17 protein-coding genes are annotated in these 17,074 nt (G+C 71.0%); 5 read left to right on the forward strand and 12 right to left on the reverse strand.

The genetic code is table 11. The features are described 5' to 3' along the window. Positions 1-40: 40 nt before the first annotated feature. From FJ108_05620 to FJ108_05635, 4 genes are read right to left on the reverse strand one after another with little or no spacing between them, the layout of a single operon-like run. On the reverse strand, positions 41-913 hold the full coding sequence (locus FJ108_05620; GenBank protein ID MBM4335382.1) for a hypothetical protein: 873 nt from the start codon (positions 911-913) through the stop codon (positions 41-43). Further along, positions 910-2,019, reverse strand: a complete 1,110-nt coding sequence (locus FJ108_05625) for a glycosyltransferase family 4 protein (protein ID MBM4335383.1) — start codon at positions 2,017-2,019, stop codon at positions 910-912. The genes FJ108_05620 and FJ108_05625 overlap by 4 nt, the downstream gene beginning before the upstream one ends. Further along, positions 2,016-2,798, reverse strand: a complete 783-nt coding sequence (locus tag FJ108_05630; GenBank protein ID MBM4335384.1) for a hypothetical protein — start codon at positions 2,796-2,798, stop codon at positions 2,016-2,018. Before FJ108_05630 ends, FJ108_05625 begins: the two co-directional genes overlap by 4 nt. Positions 2,799-2,855: 57 nt before the next feature. Next, positions 2,856-4,292, reverse strand: coding sequence for a hypothetical protein (locus tag FJ108_05635; GenBank protein ID MBM4335385.1), 1,437 nt, complete (start codon positions 4,290-4,292; stop codon positions 2,856-2,858). Positions 4,293-4,531: 239 nt separating this feature from the next. Here FJ108_05635 and FJ108_05640 point away from each other — a divergent pair, with 239 nt between their 5' ends. Further along, a complete protein-coding gene (locus FJ108_05640; protein ID MBM4335386.1) occupies positions 4,532-5,785 on the forward strand; it encodes an ammonium transporter in 1,254 nt (417 codons plus the stop codon). 4 nt (positions 5,786-5,789) lie between these two features. Here the strand turns inward: FJ108_05640 and FJ108_05645 are convergent, their stop codons facing one another. The 8 genes from FJ108_05645 to FJ108_05680 all read right to left on the reverse strand — a co-directional run bounded on the left by FJ108_05645 (position 5,790) and on the right by FJ108_05680 (position 12,536). Beyond that, a complete protein-coding gene (locus FJ108_05645; protein ID MBM4335387.1) occupies positions 5,790-6,338 on the reverse strand; it encodes a methylamine dehydrogenase (amicyanin) light chain in 549 nt (182 codons plus the stop codon). Continuing rightward, positions 6,335-6,943, reverse strand: a complete 609-nt coding sequence (gene mauD / locus FJ108_05650; GenBank protein ID MBM4335388.1) for a methylamine dehydrogenase accessory protein MauD — start codon at positions 6,941-6,943, stop codon at positions 6,335-6,337. Before mauD ends, FJ108_05645 begins: the two co-directional genes overlap by 4 nt. Further along, the gene (locus FJ108_05655; protein ID MBM4335389.1) at positions 6,940-7,476 is read right to left on the reverse strand and encodes a methylamine utilization protein MauE; all 537 of its coding nucleotides are present in this window, start codon (positions 7,474-7,476) and stop codon (positions 6,940-6,942) included. Before FJ108_05655 ends, mauD begins: the two co-directional genes overlap by 4 nt. Next, positions 7,467-8,687: an amine dehydrogenase gene (locus tag FJ108_05660; protein ID MBM4335390.1), complete on the reverse strand. Its 1,221-nt coding sequence runs from the start codon at positions 8,685-8,687 to the stop codon at positions 7,467-7,469. Before FJ108_05660 ends, FJ108_05655 begins: the two co-directional genes overlap by 10 nt. Positions 8,688-8,751: 64 nt before the next feature. Next, on the reverse strand, positions 8,752-9,849 hold the full coding sequence (locus FJ108_05665) for a cytochrome-c peroxidase (protein ID MBM4335391.1): 1,098 nt from the start codon (positions 9,847-9,849) through the stop codon (positions 8,752-8,754). A 48-nt stretch (positions 9,850-9,897) separates the two neighbouring features. Continuing rightward, a complete protein-coding gene (locus FJ108_05670; protein ID MBM4335392.1) occupies positions 9,898-10,767 on the reverse strand; it encodes a TIGR03619 family F420-dependent LLM class oxidoreductase in 870 nt (289 codons plus the stop codon). A gap of 10 nt (positions 10,768-10,777) precedes the next feature. Next, a complete protein-coding gene (locus FJ108_05675; GenBank protein MBM4335393.1) occupies positions 10,778-11,635 on the reverse strand; it encodes a hypothetical protein in 858 nt (285 codons plus the stop codon). A 58-nt stretch (positions 11,636-11,693) separates the two neighbouring features. Beyond that, the gene (locus tag FJ108_05680) at positions 11,694-12,536 is read right to left on the reverse strand and encodes an alpha/beta fold hydrolase (GenBank protein MBM4335394.1); all 843 of its coding nucleotides are present in this window, start codon (positions 12,534-12,536) and stop codon (positions 11,694-11,696) included. Between the two features lie 128 nt (positions 12,537-12,664). On the opposite strand from FJ108_05680, the gene FJ108_05685 reads away from it, so the two are divergent. Genes FJ108_05685 through FJ108_05700 form a run of 4 tightly spaced genes read left to right on the forward strand, consistent with a single transcriptional unit; the run spans position 12,665 to position 17,043 of the window. Then, on the forward strand, positions 12,665-13,846 hold the full coding sequence (locus FJ108_05685; GenBank protein ID MBM4335395.1) for an efflux RND transporter periplasmic adaptor subunit: 1,182 nt from the start codon (positions 12,665-12,667) through the stop codon (positions 13,844-13,846). Then, positions 13,843-14,532 (forward strand): ABC transporter ATP-binding protein, encoded by a 690-nt coding sequence (locus tag FJ108_05690; protein MBM4335396.1) that lies wholly within the window; start codon positions 13,843-13,845, stop codon positions 14,530-14,532. The genes FJ108_05685 and FJ108_05690 overlap by 4 nt, the downstream gene beginning before the upstream one ends. Then, complete coding sequence (locus FJ108_05695; protein MBM4335397.1) at positions 14,525-15,787, forward strand: FtsX-like permease family protein; 1,263 nt, start codon at positions 14,525-14,527, stop codon at positions 15,785-15,787. Before FJ108_05690 ends, FJ108_05695 begins: the two co-directional genes overlap by 8 nt. Continuing rightward, positions 15,787-17,043 (forward strand): ABC transporter permease, encoded by a 1,257-nt coding sequence (locus FJ108_05700; protein MBM4335398.1) that lies wholly within the window; start codon positions 15,787-15,789, stop codon positions 17,041-17,043. Before FJ108_05695 ends, FJ108_05700 begins: the two co-directional genes overlap by 1 nt. The last annotated feature ends 31 nt before the right edge of the window (positions 17,044-17,074 follow it).

Below are 17,074 nucleotides of genomic sequence, written 5' to 3' on the forward strand. Positions count from 1 at the left end.
AGGAACGCCTCGCGGAGCGGGCGCGATTGTACCCGCGCCGCTAGCCGGACGTCGGTCGGGCGGAGCGGCCCTTCCGGGTCAGGCCGTCGTCGCCGAACTCGAGCCCGAGCTCGGCCAGGTAGCGCGCGACCCGCGGCTCGCCGAGCACCCACGTCTGGTCGGCCTCGGAGAGGAACTGCTTCCAGCGCAGATCGAGGAATTGCGTCTGCTGCTTCTTCACCCACTCGTAGTCGGGCTTCTGCGAGCCGTGGTGCTCGAAGTTCCAATACTCCTTCTGTCCGGGCTCGGGCTCGAGCCCCAGGAACCGATCCAGGCGCGCCAGCTCTTCGTCCGGGAAGAGCGCCAGATCCCTGTACGTGACGATCGAATGGTCGAGCCGGTGCTCGCGCAGGAACGCGCTGATCTCCTGGTTCTTGGCCAGCCACTTGTAGAGGAAGAAGCGCCGGTGACTCGCGACGAGCATCTGCGGGATCAGATCCGGACGCCGGCGACACCAGGTCACGCGCTGCTCCAAGCGATCCGGCCACGACTCGTAGTCCTCGGCCCAGCGCCGCATCAGCGCGCGCGGGTCGCGAATCAGGTGGATGTACTTGCGCTCGCAGCGGTCGTCCGACAGGAAGCGCGCGGACCACCCGGGCTTCTTGGAGTTGTCGATCAGCACCCGGATCGAGTCCGGAACGCGGGCGAAGAGCGTCGGCCAGAGATCTTCGAGGTGGTCGGGGTCGATGTCGCGAAACAGCGCGCACTCGCCCGAAGCCGCGCAGATGAAGCAAGGGTGTTTGGTTCGGGGCTTCTTGCGCAGCCGCCTCGCCTCTCCGACGTGAAGCGCCTTGGAGTGACTGCCGAGCATGAGCGAGAGGAAGTGAGAGCCCGCGAAGTTGGTCGAGAGGATCGTCGCCACCGTCTTCTTCAATTTCGCCCCGCTCCGTGTCTTCGCTCGAGGGCTCCGACGTAGGCGCGCTCGAGCTGCGCGCCGAGGCGGTCCCAGTCGAGCGTGGCCGCGAGCGCGCGCGCGGCGCGTCCCATCTCGCCGCGCAGCTCCGCGTCGTCCATCAGCTCGGCGAGCCTGCGAGCCAGCGCCCCGGCATCGCCCGCGGGAACCAGCGCTCCGGCACCGCCGCGCGCGAGCTCCGGAATCCCGCCGAGCTCCGTGCCGATGCAGGCCAGGCCATGCGCCTGGAACTCGAGCAGCGTGCCGGGAAAATTCTCCGCGCGCGACGGCACGACGCCGATCGACGCCTCGCCGAGCAGGCGCTGCTTGGCTTCGCCGTAGACGCCGCCCAGAAGCTCGACCCGGTCGCCGTGCCGCGCGGCGCGCGCCTGCGCCTCGAGCCGTTCCCGGTCCTCGCCGTCGCCGCCGATCTTCAGCCGCCAGTCCGGGCGCCCCGCGGCCGCGCGGTCGAAGGCTTCGATCAGCACGTCGAAGCCCTTCACGTGCTTCAGCCGGCCCAGCGCGACCACCACGGGCAGCCGCTTGGCGCCGAGCTCGGGCACGACCTCGATTCCCGCGTGCACGACGGTGCAGATCTCCGCCGGCGTTCCCACGCGAATCGCCGCGTCGGCGCTCCAGCGCGAGACGGTGACGATTGCGTCCGCGGCCCGCAGTCCGCTCCGCGCGCGGAGCTTGGGGTAATCCGATCGCGCCGAGGTAAGCGGAGTCACCACGAGCGCGGGATCGCCCACGAAGCCGCCGAGCAGACGAACCGGGACGATCAGCTCGCCGTGCGGCAGCGCGGAGTGGAAGTGGATCAGGTCGGCGCGGATCCGGCGCTGTACACGGATCAGCGACGAGAGCTGCACGAGCGCGCCGCCCGAAGGCCAGGCGTGCAGAGTCAGGTCCGGCTGCGGCTCGAGCGCGAGCCCGGAGGGGGGCCCGGTGAAGTGCAGCTCGTGTCCGCGCCGGACCAGCGCGCGCGCCCAGCCCAGGGCCACGCGTCCCATTCCGCCGACGCGGGACGCCGGTCGGAGCTGCGACATGACGACCAGAACCCGCAGCTTTCTGTGAGTCGATCCAGTCAATTCGTGAGCTTCTCCGCTTCGGCTTCGGATATTCCCACCAGCTGCTCGTACAGCTCGCGGGCGCGCGGATCACGGAACTCGTCCCGACCGACGTGGCGCCTGAACTCCGTGTCGAAGAAACCCTCGCCGTTGCCGCGGAACTCGAGCGACCGGGCCAGCCGATCGACGACGTGTCGATAGCGATCGACGCTCCAATCGAAGTTCACGATCGGAAACGGCCTCTCGCGGTACAGATCCAGGAGCGCCGAATTGTACAGGCACCAGGTCTGCTCCCACACCTCGGGTGGATGGCGCTCGGGGTGTCGCTTCGATAGCGACTCGACGACGTTCGCAGGGTGGCGGAACGTTCCGACGCGATCGGCCGCGGCTCCGCGCCAGAGCTCCCAACACAGAATTGTGCGGGGATCCTTCAGCCCCCAGCGGCTCGGCATTCGCGTCAGCCGGCGCACGATCTGCCCGGCGCGAACGCGAAACAGCCAGGGCACTCTCAGGATCGGCAGCGGCCGGTCCCAGGTGCCCCCGTTCGCGTTCAGGAGCCCCTCGTTCACGTCGCGCACGCAGCGATCCTCGAGATTCCCGCGCGGATTCGGCGCCGCCACGTCGAGCGGCTCCCGGCTGGCTCCCTCCAGGAGCGCGAGACCCTGGTCCGCCAGCACTCCCGTGAGCGCGGAGGTTCCACTGCGGTGCATGCCGAGGATGAAGACGCCGCGCGTCGCACCGGCGGGAGCGAGCGATGTGTCGCGGAGCATCTGCACCAGCAGCCTGCGCACACGTGACATGCTGCCGCGCCTCCTCCCGTTCGGGGTCCGGACCGGCCACTATAGCGTGCCGGTCCGTCAGCGAAGGATCTCGACCAGCGTCATGCTCGTCGCGGCTCCGGCCGCGAGCGGTCGGACCGCGAGCGATCCGTCCGACGCGAGCACGATCTCGGAGAGAGGCAGATCGCGCGCGCGCACGAAGTAGCCGCCCATCTGCATGGCGCGGGATGCTTCGTAGCTCTCGACGACGATCGGGTTGGGCGCTTCGGCCCGGACGCGGAACTGCAACGTGGACGGCTCGTAGTTCGCGTAGCTGTAGCAGCGGCCGATGCACGCCCGGTCGATCGAGTGCGCGAGCGCGTTCACGCGCAAGCTCGGATCGCGCACGCCGAGGATCACGCGCTGAACCCCGGGGAGCGCCGCCACGACCTCGTCGAGGCGATCCTCGAAGCGATTGAGGCGGCGCTCGTCGCGGTAGAGGAATGCGAAGAAGACGAGCGCGATCAGGGGGAACACGAGCCGCGATCGCCCCGGGCCGACGGATGCGACGACCGCACAGGCCAGCACCGCCGCGCCGAGCGACATGCGCTCCGCGACGTAGACCAGCGCGTGGCCGTAGCCGGGCAGCAGGATCGCGCCGGGAACGATCGCCACCGAAGCCACGCAGATCAGGAAGAGCTGGACCTCGAGTCTCGAGAGGAACGCGCGCACGCCCTCGCCGCGGATCGACCTCGCGACGACGAACGCCCAGGACGCGAGCAGCGCCAGCGCGAGCAGATCGTAGCTCGCGTCGAAGACCCGCAGCTGATCGGCGCCCGAGACGAGCGCCGCCTGCCGCAGCGTCCACCTCGTCGGGAAGAGGTACGACACGAGCGCGCTCGCACCGGTCAGGAGCAACACCGCCGCGAGCGTCGCCCGCGGTCGGAACCGCGGTGGAAGGCGACGCCAGATCCCGGTGAACGCGATCAGCGCGATCGCCCAGGCAACGGGAAGCGCGTGCGCGAGCCACGCGAGCGCCAGGATCGGAACCGCGGCCGCGATTCGCGCGGGCGCGCCCGACCAGGCGAGCGCGAATGCGCAGAGCGAGAGGCCGAGGCCGAGGTAGAAGTTGAAGAACCCGATGTGGAAGACCCAGCCATACGCGAGCATCGCGATGCACGGAAGCCCGTCCCATGCGCGACGGCCGGAGACGGCCGAGACGAAGCCGAACGCTCCCCAGGCGAAGACCAGCACCGCGAGCGAGACGGCCAGGCGTTCGGCCCATTCCGGCCCGAGCTGGAACGCGAGCGCGGCGAGGATCCAGTCGAAGAGGACGTTGGTCGACTGCCAGGCGACGCGCAGGCCAGGCGCGCGACCGCTTCGGACGAGCTCCGCGAGCCACGCGTTGTACGAGTGACTCGCGAGATCCCCCGCCTGGATCCGCGACTGCCAGAAGCAGGGAACGAGCAGCGCGATCGAAGCCAGGCCGTGGGCGATCGGGACGCGATCGAGTCCGAACGGGGCTCGCGTCCTCACCCGCCCCACTCGGCCCTCATCGCCCGGAGCCCGCGAACCCGGAACGCCACGCGGGGCGCCAGCCGTCCGAAGCCGGCTCCGCCGCGCCCCTGATCGCTGCTGCCATCGACGCGACGTTACGCGCGCAATCGGGCCGCGGCAAGCAGGCGAATCGGCACGTTTTGGGTGTCGGCTTCGATTCGCCTCCGGTTAGAATCCCGGCCGTTCGGCGCCGGCCGGCCAGAGAGGGAGAACTGCAGATGGGAAACCTGTCCACGCTCGACAGCGGGAGCACCGCCTGGATCCTGACTTCGACGGCGCTCGTGCTCTTCATGACGCTTCCGGGCCTCGCGCTCTTCTATGGCGGGCTGGTCCGCACTCAGAACGTCCTCTCGGTGCTGATGCAGTGCTTCGCGATCACGGCGCTGGTGACTCTGATCTGGCTCGCGTTCGGCTACAGCGTCGCGTTGGGGCCGCCCGGATACGAGGCCGGCGCGATCGGACTTCGCTCCTTCGTCGGCGGACTCTCGAAGGCGTTTCTGTCCGGGATCGGCGCCGGCACCCTCTGGGGCGCGATCCCCGAGCCGCTCTTCTTCGCCTATCAGCTCAACTTCGCGATCATCACGCCGGCGCTGATCGTCGGCGCGTTCGCGGAGCGGATGAGCTTCTCGGCGCTGCTGCTCTTCAGCGGTCTCTGGCTGGTCCTCGTGTATCTCCCGATCTGCCACATGGTCTGGGGCGGTCAGGGCGCGTTCTTCGCCGACCTGGGCGTGTTCGACTTCGCGGGAGGGATCGTCGTGCACATCACCGCAGGGATCGCGGCGCTGGTCGCGTGCCTCGTGATCGGCCCGCGACACGGCTTCCCGCGCACAGCCATGCCTCCGCACAACCTGACCATGACCGTGACCGGGACGGGAATGCTCTGGGTGGGCTGGTTCGGCTTCAATGCCGGCAGCGCGCTGGCGGCGAACGGCACGGCCGCGACCGCGCTGGTTGCGACGCACGTGTCCGCGTCGGCGGCCGCGCTCACCTGGATGGCGATCGAGTGGGTCCGCTTCGGACGCCCCTCGGTACTCGGTCTGGCGACCGGCGCGGTCGCCGGACTCGCTGCGGTGACTCCCGCCTCGGGCTTCGTGGGGCCGGCCGGCGCGCTCGTGATCGGCACCGTGGCTGCGGCCATCTGCTGGTACGCCTCGACCGCGGTGAAGCGGCGCTTCGGCTACGACGACTCACTGGACGTCTTCGGCGTCCACGGCGTCGGGGGATTCCTCGGCACCGTCCTGGTGGCGGTCTTCGCCTCGGACGTCTTCGGCGGGAATCAGGCCGGGCTCGCGATCGGACGTCAGCTCGCCGTCCAGCTCGGCGCCGCGGTCTTCACGGTCGTGTACTCCGCCGGAGTCACCTGGGGGATCCTGCGCGCGGTTGCGGCGCTGACCGAGCTACGCGTCGACGATGCCCAGGAACGGCGCGGACTCGACATCTCGATCCACGGCGAAGAGGGCTACCACCTCTAGGCGCTCAGGACTTCGTCGCCTGGCCGATCACGATCGCGGTCGAGCAGTTGTAGACGGTGCTCTCGGCGGCGAGACACCAGTTGATGTCGTTCGAGCGCGGCGTGATGTACGCCGGCTTGTCGCCCTCGTTTCGGTTGCAGATGCAGCGGCCGCAGAAGTCCTTTCCGCAGCAGTCGTTGTAGCTGATCACGTAGTCCTTTCCGTCGGCCGGGTTCCGGCAGGTGCCGATCCAGGTGACCGGCGACATCTGCGTGCCGGGCGGACAGGCGGTCTGGCTGCCGCCGCAGCAGCTGCACAGAAAGCCGTCGATCGCGCAGTGGCGCCAGTACTCGCAGCTCGCGGGGTCCGCGAGCGCTCCGCCGATTCCGGCATCGCTCGGCGCGGGAACGCGCACGCCCGATCCCGCGTCCGCGCGCGCCCGCGAGACGGGAAGCAGCGGAAGCGCCGCCCCGCCGACCAGCGCCGTGCCCAGCCGAGCCAGAAAGCTGCGCCGCGAGATCCGGCGCGCGGCGCGCCGCGCGGAGCGCTCGAGCGCCTGTTCGACCCAGCTCATCGCGACCCTCCCGATCTCGAAAGATATTCCTGGATCGAGGCCACCCCGCGATCCATCGCCTCGAACAAGCTCTCCAGGTGCTCGCGCGAGTTCACCAGCCCCTTCGCGCGCACGATCCCGCGCGCGTCCCAGAGCACCGCGTGCGGGAGCTTGCCGACCTGGTGCGCGAGTCCGAGCTCGGTCGAGACGACGTAAGGCCAGGGCTCGAGCCCGTGCGCGCGCGCAAACCCGGCGTGGTCCTCGGCCAGGCCGTCGCTGGCGAAGACGAGCCGCGCGATTGCCGACTCGCGGAGCGCGAGCGACTTCGCCGCCGGCAGCAGCGTCTTGCAGACCGGACAGCTCGGCGAGACGAACAGCAGCAGCGTCGAGCGGCGCTCGGGATCGTCGCCGCCGAGCTCGATCGCGCGGCCGAAGACGTCCGCGAGATCGAAGCGCGGCGCGGCCTCGCCCACCTTCGGTCCGCCCGCGAGCAGCAGCGCTCCCGCCGGCGCGACGCGCTCGTAGAGCACGCCGATCTGCCGCACGAGCGCGAAGACGACCGCCGCCAGCGCCAGCACCGCGACCCAGAGCAGCAGGTTCGAGATCAGCAGCGCCTGCTCCATCACGCGCCCCGGAGCGCGCGCAGGCGCGGCGCGTTCGCCAGCAGCGTGTTCGTGCTCGCGTACAGAAGCGAGCCAGCCGCGACCGCAGCGCAGATCGCGACGGCGTCGAGCCAGGTCAGGCCGCGAGCCCCCGCGGGAAGCGCGGCGGCCAGCGCGATCGCGACGAGAGCGAGGTTGCGCGCGAGAAGACCCGCCGAGAGCGGCTGGCGCGCGGCCGGCCCGAAGCAGCCGCAGTCGATCTCGCGCAGGCCGCGGGCGAGACCCGAGGCGATCGCGGCGCTGTAGAGCGCGAGCAGGAGCGCAGCCGGGACCGCGCCGCGCTCGGAGGCGACGACGAGGATCGCGACGCCGAGCTCGGCGACGATCAGCGCGACGACGGCGGGGCCGTGTGACCACTCGGGCGCGAGCCGGTAGCCGGCGAGCGCCGCACGAAACGCGCTCGGATCGCGGAGCTTGTGCGCCGCGGCGGTCGCGAACAGCAGCGCGAGCCCGAGGCGCGCGGCGAGCGCGAGCGCGGGGTCGACGGCTAGCGCCACGGCGCCGAGATCATGCCGGGAAAGAACCCGACGTCGTCGACGTTGCGCAGGAACTTGCCCGAGATCGCGTCGTGCACGCCCAGCGTACCGGCCTCCTGCGACACCAGAATGAGTCGGGGCTCGGCATCCTGGGTCACCTCGATCCGATCGGCTCCGGGGTTGGGCACCAGGGTCTCGAGCAGCCACGCGCCGACTCCCCCCGCCTCCAGCCCCATCCGCGCGGCCAGGAAGGCGCCGACGAGATTTCCGATCGAGACCGTGTGCACGCGCTCGCGCCGCGCGACGTCGTAGATCGCGACCTCCGTGCCAGGCTCCTTGTGCTCGTCCGGTCCGCCCTGGTGGACCAGCGCGTAGAGCCGCCCGGTCGCCTCGTGCAGAGCGAGCGGCTGCACGCCGCCGAAGCGCCAGCCGGCCTCGCGCTCTCCGGCGTTGAAGAGCGACCAGGGCGCGGCGAAGCGCGGCGATTCGCCCGCGAGATCGACCTCGTGCACGAAGCCCTCGAACGAGACGAAGAAAAGGCTCGATCCCCGGCGCGCCGGCTTCTCGATCAGCGGATCCTTCTCCGGGTCGAAGAAGACCTCGCTGCGCACTCGGCCGGCCTCGGCACCGCGCTCGTCGAGCGTGATCAGCAGCAGCGTCCCGTCCGCGCAGAGCATCGCCACACGCCGATCCCCGGCCGCGTAGACCAGACCGCATCCCGCCGCCTCGATCTCGCCCGCGAAGCGGCGCTCACGGGTGTCGATCACCGACACCGACGTAGCGGGCGTCAGATTGAAGACGGCCGCGAAGCGGCCGTCGCCGAGCAGCGCGGCCATTCCCGCGCCGTGGACCACGTCCGCGCGCTTGGGCGGAATCACCACCTCTCCGGTCGGCGCCAGCGTCTTCGGATCGTAGACCGTGAGCAGGTCCGTCCGCGTGCCGCGGCTGCCGCGGCTGTAGTAGGTCTCGGGCAGGTAGATCGCGCCGCCCGCGGGATCGACCAACGGCGCGATCGGGCCGACGTTGGACGAGAGCATGCCGAGAAACTCGCCGCTGTCGGCGTCGAAGAGCGCCGCGCGCCGCAGCAGCAGGTCCGACACGAAGACCCAGTGCGGTCGCGGCTCCGGCAGGGTCGCGACCTGACCGACCACCTCCGGCACGAAGTCCGCGCGTGCCATGCCGGCGGCAGAGAGAAGCGCGGCCAGTGCCGCAGCGATCGCCCTTGTGGTCACCGTCCGCCCCTCATGGCGCCACTCTACCCGGTTCGATCGCGCCGGGAAACGCCGGAGGGCCGCGCTACTCCGGCATCAGCTTGCCGAGCTCGTCGAAGCGCGCGAGGTCGGTGCTCGTGAACGTCTCGAGCAGGGCGACCAGATCGGCCTTCTCCTGTGCGGTGAGACCCAGCGGGCGCATGTTCGGATCGAGCCAGGGGTTCTTGTTTCCGCCCCGGTCGTAGTACTCGATCACCTCGGCCAGCGTCTCCTCGCTGCCGTCGTGCATGTAGGGCGCGGTGAGCGCGATGTTGCGCAGATGGGGGGTCTTGAACGCGCCGAGATCCTGCGGATTGCGGCTCACCGCGAAGCGCCCCAGCTCCTCGACTCCAGGGGCGTTGGCGAGCTTCTCGAAGTCCGCGGGGCGCTGCGCGAGCTGTTTCGCGAGCGCCAGGAACTCGGTCGGCTTCGCGGCCACGCCGAGGTTGTGGTACTTGCCGTCGCTGAAGAGCGGAGACGCCGGCACGTGCGCGTGGCACGCGACGCACAGAGCCTTGCCGTTGTAGAGCACCCAGCCGCGCTTGGCGGAGTCCGAGATCGCCGTCGCGTCGCCGCCCAGGAAGCGGTCGATCGGCGCGTCGAGCGAGATCAGCGTCCGCTCGAAGCTCGCCAGCGCCTTTCCGATCCGATCGATCGTCACCTTCGGATCGCCGAAGGCCTTCTGGAACAGCGGCGGATACTCGGCCAGGGCCGCGAGTTTCCGTTCCACCGCCGGATGGTCCGGCATCGCCATCTCGACCGGATTGATGATCGGCCCCACTGCCTGCGCCTCGAGCGAGGGAGCCCGCCCGTCCCAGAACTGCTCCGGGAGGAAGGCTGCGTTCATCACCGTCGGCGCGTTGCGATTGCCCCGGCCCCCAGCCACGCCGTCCGACACCGGCTTGTGCTCCGCGAACCCGGTGCGCGGATCGTGGCAGGTCGCGCAGGAGATCGTGTCGTCCTTCGAGAGTCGCGAATCGAAGTAGAGCTTCTTGCCGAGCTCGACCCCGGCTGCGGTGAGTGGGTTGTCGGCGGGAACCTGGGGAGGCGTGACTCCCTTCGGAACGGAAATCACGACCTCGTCTGCGCGGGCGTCGCAGAGAGATCCGAGGAGAAATCCGAGCGTGACGAGTGCGATCTTCATTCCGACATCTCTACGTTCGAGCCGGAACGCTGTCAATGAGGAGTTTCGTCACCCTCGACACGAGATCACACGCTCCGCGTAGCCGCGCAGCGCGTCGATCTTCTGCTGCAGCGTCTGCACGTCCTTCTCGTAGACGTTGCGGAACCCGACGATCACGTCGGTCACGCCGAGATCCTCGAGCCGGCGGATGCCGTCCGGCGTGTACGCGTCGAGCGAGATCGCGTGCACCTCGAAGGGCTCGCGCTCGCGGCCGTACTCGCGGCGGAGCGAGCGGAGCCGGCCGAGCAGGCGCGCGAGGGTCCCGGCGTCGCCGCCGGCGTGCATCCAGCCGTCGCCGAGCCGGGCCGCGCGGCGCAGCGCGGGCTCGGCATGGCCTCCGATCAGGAACGGGATCGGCCGCGTCGGGGCCGGCGTCTGCTTCACGCTCGGAATCGTGTAGTGCGCGCCGTGGTACGAGAAGTAGTCGCCGCGCGAGAGCCCGCGGATGATCTCGATCATCTCGTCCATTCGCGCGCCGCGCGTCGCCCAGTCGGTGCCGGTGATCTCGAAGTCCTCCGGCCAGGGGCTGAGCCCCATGCCGAAGCCGAAGCGGTTCTGCGTCAGCACCGCGACCGAGCAGGCGGACTTCGCGACCAGCACCGGGTGCCGGATCGGCAGCTTCACGACGAACGTGGTGAAGCGAAGGGTGCGAGTCACCGCGCCCATCGCCGGGATCAGCGAGAAAGGGTCGAGGAACGGCTTGTCTTCGAGAAACTCGCGCCGGCCGTCCGGCGTGTATGGATAGCTCGAGTCCGACACTTCCGGGTAGCAGAGGCTGTCGGGAACCACGAAGGAGTTCCAGCCAGCCTCCTCCGCCGCGATCGCGAGCGGAAGATACTGACTCGGATCGCACATGGACTCGGCGTACGAGAAACGCACGCGGCCGGCCTCAGGGTTTGGCGAAGCTGAACTCGCCCCGCTCCAGCAGCGCGTCACCGCGCTGGCTTTGGGTCTCGAAGAGCGCGGACTCGCGATCGACCCAGATCCGGGTCGTGAGCGTGTCGCCGGGGAAGCCCGGCTTCGCGAATCGGCCCGACATGCTCTGGAAGCGCGCGGGGTCGCCGTCACAGAGGGCGTTCAGCAGCGCGCGCCCCGCGAAGCCGAACGTGCACAGTCCGTGCAGGATCGGCCGCTCGAAGCCCGCGCGCGCCGCGACGCCGGGATCGCTGTGCAGGCGGTTGCGGTCGCCCGAAAGCCGGTACAGCAGCGCCTGATCCGGGCGCGTGACGTCCGAGACGACGTGATCCGGCTCGCGCGCGGGCCGGCGCGGCCCGCCGATCAGCGGGCCCCGCGCTCCGCCGAAGCCGCCCTCCCCGACCACGAAGATCTGCGTGGTGTTCCGGTACATGACCTCGCCGGTCCCGGGATCGCGCGCGGTGGCCTCGAGCTCCACCAGCGCGCCGACGCGCTTGTCCCAGATGCCCACCACGCGGAGCGTCGAGTCGGCACGGCCGCTCGGCGAGAGCACGCGGAGCAGCTCGACCTTCTGGCTCGCGTGCACGACCTGATGCGGCTCGTAGCGGCCGAACGAGAGCGCGTCGATCTGGCCCGCGCCGCCCCCGCGACCGACGGTCGTGACGAAGGTCGGCAGCACGCGAAGCGCGCAGCCCTCGGTGTTCTCGGCCGTGAACGCGAGCTCGGCGGTTCCCGCGCCGACGCCGAGCGCGTAGAGCATGCAGTCGTCGGGTGTCCAGCGAATCTCGTTCGGGCCGATCTCGCGGCCTATCAGAGACAGATCCATCGGCATGCCGCCAGTGAACATCCGCGGGGGAGTCAGGGTCAAGCCGAGCCAGCGCGCGGGGGAGTCAGCGCGATCGCTCGAGATGCGCGCGGATCGAGGCCGACCAGGCCGCCGGGTTCTCGAGCTGCGGACTGTGCGCGGCATCGGGAATCGTGACTCGCGCCGCGCCGGAAATGCGCCGCGCCATCTCCTCGGAGGGTGCGAGGAACGGGAGATCCTCGGCCCCCACCATCACCAGCGTCGGACAGCCGATCTCGCCCAGGCGATCCGCGACGGAGCGGTGGGCGCCGAGCTCGCGGGAGAGCGCGTCCCAGGCGACGGGATCCATCGCCTCGAGCTTGCGCCGGATGCGGTCCCAGAACACGTCGCTGCCCATTCGCTCCTGCGCCCGCATCGCGGACGGCGCGGGCTGCGGGGCTCGCGAGGCGATCGCGCGCATCGCCTCGAAGAGCGCAACCATTCCACTCTGGCGCGCGAGCGCCGCGATTCCGGCGCGCGCCTGCTCGGAGAGCGGCATCCGCAGCGGGCCGGGCGAGGTGTCCATCAGCACCAGCGACGAGACGCGCTCGGGGTGCGCGAGCGCGAAGCGAAGCGCGACCATTCCGCCCAGCGAGTGGCCGAGCAGATCGGCGGTCTCGAGCCCGAGCGCGTCGAAGCCAGCCGCGAGGTCGGCGACCAGCCCGTCCAGGGTGTAGTCCTCGGCCCGGCCGGAGTTGCTGCTGCCACCATGACCGCGCTGGTCGAGCGCGATCGTGCGGCCGATTCCCGAAAGCTCCGGAACGTGCTCGCGAAAATCGTCGCGCGAGCCCGTGAAGCCGTGGACCAGCACGAACGCGCGCTCACCCGCGCCGGCGTCCTCGAGCTCCATCTCCATGCCTCGAAACGCGAGCCTGCGGACGACCGACATCGGCTCAGCATACCCGGCGCCGATGCAGCGCGCGCGCTGCGGCTGCAAGCGCCAGGTGGCGCCCGCCGGATCCCGCGCGCGCGCAGCCGCGCGGCTTCGCGGCACCGCAATTGCAGTTCGCTCGCGCCATGAAGACGAAGCCGACACTGCGGCGGATCGGCGTGATCGCGGCGGGGGTGATCGGCGTCGTGCTCGCGATCGTGCTCGCGTTCCGCGGCCTCACCGCGGGTCTCGAGCCCGAAGACGACCTCCCGCTCGCGGCGCTCGGCCCCGAGAGCGTCTCCCGCGGAGACCTGCTCGAGACGGTGGCGGCGTCGGGCACGATCGAGCCGCGGGTCCGCGTGCCCGTGATCGCAGAGGTCTCCGGGATCATCGCGAGCGTCCACGTCGAGGAGGGCGAGCGCGTCGTGCGCGGGCAGCCGCTCTTCGAGCTCGACCGCGAGCGGCTCGAAGCCCGCGTCGCCGAGCGGCAGGCGGAGCTGCTGCTGCGCCAGGCCAACGCGCGCTTCGACCTGCTCGGCCGCGCCCGGGTCGACCGCGACCGGGCCGCACAGGACTTCGCTCGCGCAATAGCGCTGCGAGAGAAGGGCGTCGCCTCGCAGCTCGAGTACGAGCGCGCGGAACGCGACGCGCGCGTGGCCGAGATCGCCGTGCGCGACGCCGACGCGGAGCGCGCCGCACGCGAGGCGGCGGTGCTGCAGGCGCGCGAGGCGCTGCGCCAGGCGGAGCGGGACCTGCGAAACGCGGTCGTGCGCGCGCCGATCGACGGCCGGGTGATCGAGCGCGCCGGCGAGATCGGTCGCGCGGTCGCGGACGTGACGGCCAACGGCGGGACCACGATCGCCGTGATCGCCGACGACACGCGCATCCGCCTGGTCGCCGAGATCGACGAGAACGACGTCGCGCAGCTGCGCCCGGGCCAGCGCGCGCTGGTCACTCTGGACGCGCTCCCCGAGGAGAGGCTGGAAGGCACGGTGCGAAAGGTCTCCTCCGCGGGCGCGATCGAGGCGAACGTCGCGAGCTTCACGATCGACGTGGACCTCCCCGACGACGAGCGGCTGCGCGTGGGAATGTCGGCCGACGCGCGCGTCGTGATCCGCGCGCACTCGGCGGTTCTCTCGGTCCCGAACGCGGCGTTGGTCCGGCGCGAGCGCGAGACGCTGGTTCGCGTTCCCGACGTCGGCGGAGGCGGCGCCTACCGGCTGGCACCGGTGCACACGGGCTACAGCGACGGCTTCCGGACCGTCGTCTCCGACGGGCTCGACGAAGGCGACGTGGTCCTGGTCGCGCAGAGCGAAGCGGTCCGATGAGCGCCCTGCTCGAGCTTCGCGGCGTGGTGAAACGCTTCGACCTCGGCCTTGGCGAGCTCGAGGTTCTGCACGGAGTCGACCTCGAGATCCGCCGCGGCGAGCTGGTCGCGATCATGGGGCCGTCGGGCTCGGGCAAGACCACGCTGCTCGAGATCCTGGGCGCGATCTCGCGTCCGAGCCGCGGCGAGGTCGCGCTCGACGGCGAGGCGATCCAGGACTGGAGCGACGACCGGCTCGCGGACCTGCGCGCGCAGAAGCTCGGCTTCGTGTTCCAGACCTTCAACCTGATGCCGCGGATGTCGGCGCTGCGCAACGCCGCGCTCCCGCTCGTCTACACCGGAGTGCGCCGCGAGGAGCGCGAGGCGCGCGCTCGCGTCCTGCTGGAGCGGCTCGGGCTCGGGCACCGGCTCGAGCACCGTCCCGCGCAGATGTCCGGCGGCGAGCGCCAGCGCGTGGCGATCGCGCGCGCCCTGGTGAACGAGCCGGCTCTGCTCTTCGCCGACGAACCGACCGGAAACCTGGACGAGTCGACCGGGCGCGAGATCCTGGAGATCTTCCGCGAGCTCCATGCCGAGGGACGGACGATCGTCGCGGTGACGCACAGCGAGGAGGTCGCGGCGATCGCGGGACGCGTCGTGCGGCTTCGCGACGGACGCGTCGAGTCCGAAGCGCGCGTCGATGCGTGAGTCCCTCGCGCGGCTGCTGCGGCTGGCGCCGTCGATCCTGGAAGAGGCATTCGCCCAGCTGCGGGCGAACGCGCGCGAGCAGTGGCTGACGCTCACCGGGCTGGTCTGGGGCGCATCCGCGGTGATCCTGCTGCTCTCGTTCGGCGCCGGCTTCCAGAGCGTGATCGACGCAGGCTTCAAGAAGACCGGGGAGCGCTACGTGATGGCGTCGGGGCAGTTCACCAGCCAGGAGCTCGGCGGCGCGCGACCCGGGCGCCGGATCACGCTCGACCGCGAGGATCTGGAGCGGGTACGTGCGGGAGCGCCGTCCGCGATCGCGGTGAGCGCGGACGAGACGCGCCCGGTCACCGCTCGCACCGCGCTTCGCACCCGCACGACGCTGGTCTGCGCGACCACGGCGGAGATCGCGCGGATCCAGATCCACCGCACGGCGCGCGGGCGCTTTCTCGACGCCGACGACGAGGCGCATTCGCGCTCCGTGGTGGTGCTAGGCGCGACCCTCGCGCAGGCGTTCTACGGTGAAGCCGACCCGATCGGGAGGTCGATCGAGCTCGAAGGACAGGTCTTCGACGTGATCGGCGTGCTGGAGCGGAAGGGCGCGCAGTTCGTGACCAACTCGGGGCTGCACGACGACACCGCCTTCGTGCCGCTCTCGCGCGGGCAGCGGCTCTTCGACATGGGTGACGCGATCGGCGACCTGGTCGCAGACCCGTTTCGCGCCGAAGACAGCGAGCGGCTGCGCGAGGAGCTGCGCGGCGTTCTCTACGCCAGGCACCGCATCCCCGCGGGCGACCCCGACGCGATCAGCTTTCTCGCGATCCAGGACTTCGTGCGGCCGATGCTGCTGGTGGGCACCGCGCTGCGCGTGCTGCTCGGAGCGATCGGCACCGGCATGCTCGCGATCGCGGGCGCGGGGGTCGCGAACCTGATGGTCGCCAGCGTGAACCGCCGCCGTTCCGAGCTCGCCACGCGCCGCGCCTGTGGCGCGCGAAGCGGCGACGTGATCCTGCAGGTCGTGATCGAGACTCTGGTGGTGGTCCTCGCCGGTGGCGCGCTGGGCGCCGGCCTCGGAGCCGCGGCGATCCTCGCGCTCGGCACGGTTCCGCTTCCCGAGCTGGTGCCAGCTCCGCGTCTGGAGTGGAACGTCGTGGCGACGGCGTTCGCGCTGCTCGCCGCCGTCGGCCTGGTCGCTGGAATCACGCCGGCTCGAATCGCCGCCCGAGTCGATCCCGCCACAGCGCTGCGATCGCTCTGATGGAGCTCGGCGAGCACTGGCTGCAGGCGTGCGAGTCGCTCGGCGCGAATCCGCGCCGAGCGCTCGCGTCCGCGCTGGGCGTGTTCTGGGGCGCGGCCGCGATCGTGCTGATGCTCGCGTGGGGTGCGGGCTTCCAGGAGTTCATGCGCGCGGAGCTCGGCCGCTACGGCCGCCCGTCGATCTTCGTGATCCCCGGGGTCTCGTCCTCGGGCTTTCCCGGCGTTCGCGCCGGAGTGCCGATCCGCGCGACGCGCGAGGATGCCGCGGTCTCGGAGCGCGAGAACTCGGAGCTCGTCGACGCCGTCGTCACGGAGTACTGGGCGCCCGAGCGCGTTCTCGTCGAGCGCCGCGGCCGGGTGCGAAGGCTCGACCTGAACGCGACCGACGTGCGCTTCCCGGAGCTGCGCCGCTTCCGCCTGGCGGCGGGGCGCTTCTTCGACGCGAGCGAGGCGGAGCGGGGCCGCGCCGTAGTCGTGCTGGGCTTCGAGGCCGCACGCGACCTCTTCGACCTGCCCGCGTCGGCCGTGGGCAAGTCGCTGCGCATCGAGGGAGTCGCCTTCGAGGTGATCGGAGTCTTCGACGAGAAATCGGGCCTGCAGTACGTGAACACGAATCGCCCCGACAACCGGCTCGTGCTCGTGCCGCAGGCGACCGCCGAGGCGAGGCTCGGCTTCCGCAAGGACGGCGAGCGGATCTTCATCGTCTACCCGCGCGCCGGGGCCGATGCCAGGGCCGCGCTGCGCGCGGTGATCGCGACCCTGGCGCGTCGCAGCGGCTTCCACCCCGACGACGTCGACGCCTTGCGCAGATTCGACCTCTCGGAGCTGCTCGGCTTCGTCGACCTGCTCCACGTCATCTTCACCGGCTTCATCGGCGTGGCCGGAACGGTGACGCTCCTGGTCGGAGGGCTCGGCATCGCGAACTACCAGCTCGCGCTGCTCGCGGAGCGCTCGGTCGAACTCGGCGTCGCGCGCGCCATCGGCGCGCGGACTTCCACGCTGATCGCGCAGGTCGCGCTCGAATCGCTGCTGGTCGCGGGCGGAGCGTCGCTTTCCGGTGTCGGTCTGGGCGTCGGCGTCTGCACGGCGTTCGCGCGTCTGGCGCCGCCCGGCCTGCTGCCGCTGCCGATCGTCTCCGCGACCGCCGCCGCGATCACGGCCGCCGCGCTGCTCGGAGTCGCGCTCCTCGCGGCGATCGTCCCGGCGCTGCAGGTGCGCAAGCTCGAGGTCGGGCTGGCGCTCCGCGCCGGGATCTGAGCCGCACAAATCAGGAATCATTCCTGAAAGA

The organism is Deltaproteobacteria bacterium (assembly GCA_016875225.1).
Classification (GTDB): Bacteria; Myxococcota_A; UBA9160; order SZUA-336; family SZUA-336; genus VGRW01.

What these genes read in the sequence shown, in the direction of transcription:
- FJ108_05645 (MBM4335387.1), bottom strand. Translation starts at nt 6,338, where the DNA reads ATGAGCTGGGTCGAACAGGCGCTCGAGCGCTCCGCGCGGCGCGCCGCG.
- FJ108_05680 (MBM4335394.1), bottom strand. Translation starts at nt 12,536, where the DNA reads ATGTCGGTCGTCCGCAGGCTCGCGTTTCGAGGCATGGAGATGGAGCTC.
- FJ108_05630 (MBM4335384.1), bottom strand. Translation starts at nt 2,798, where the DNA reads ATGTCACGTGTGCGCAGGCTGCTGGTGCAGATGCTCCGCGACACATCG.
- FJ108_05640 (MBM4335386.1), top strand. Translation starts at nt 4,532, where the DNA reads ATGGGAAACCTGTCCACGCTCGACAGCGGGAGCACCGCCTGGATCCTG.
- FJ108_05665 (MBM4335391.1), bottom strand. Translation starts at nt 9,849, where the DNA reads ATGAAGATCGCACTCGTCACGCTCGGATTTCTCCTCGGATCTCTCTGC.
- FJ108_05675 (MBM4335393.1), bottom strand. Translation starts at nt 11,635, where the DNA reads ATGCCGATGGATCTGTCTCTGATAGGCCGCGAGATCGGCCCGAACGAG.
- FJ108_05690 (MBM4335396.1), top strand. Translation starts at nt 13,843, where the DNA reads ATGAGCGCCCTGCTCGAGCTTCGCGGCGTGGTGAAACGCTTCGACCTC.
- FJ108_05700 (MBM4335398.1), top strand. Translation starts at nt 15,787, where the DNA reads ATGGAGCTCGGCGAGCACTGGCTGCAGGCGTGCGAGTCGCTCGGCGCG.
- FJ108_05685 (MBM4335395.1), top strand. Translation starts at nt 12,665, where the DNA reads ATGAAGACGAAGCCGACACTGCGGCGGATCGGCGTGATCGCGGCGGGG.
- FJ108_05695 (MBM4335397.1), top strand. Translation starts at nt 14,525, where the DNA reads ATGCGTGAGTCCCTCGCGCGGCTGCTGCGGCTGGCGCCGTCGATCCTG.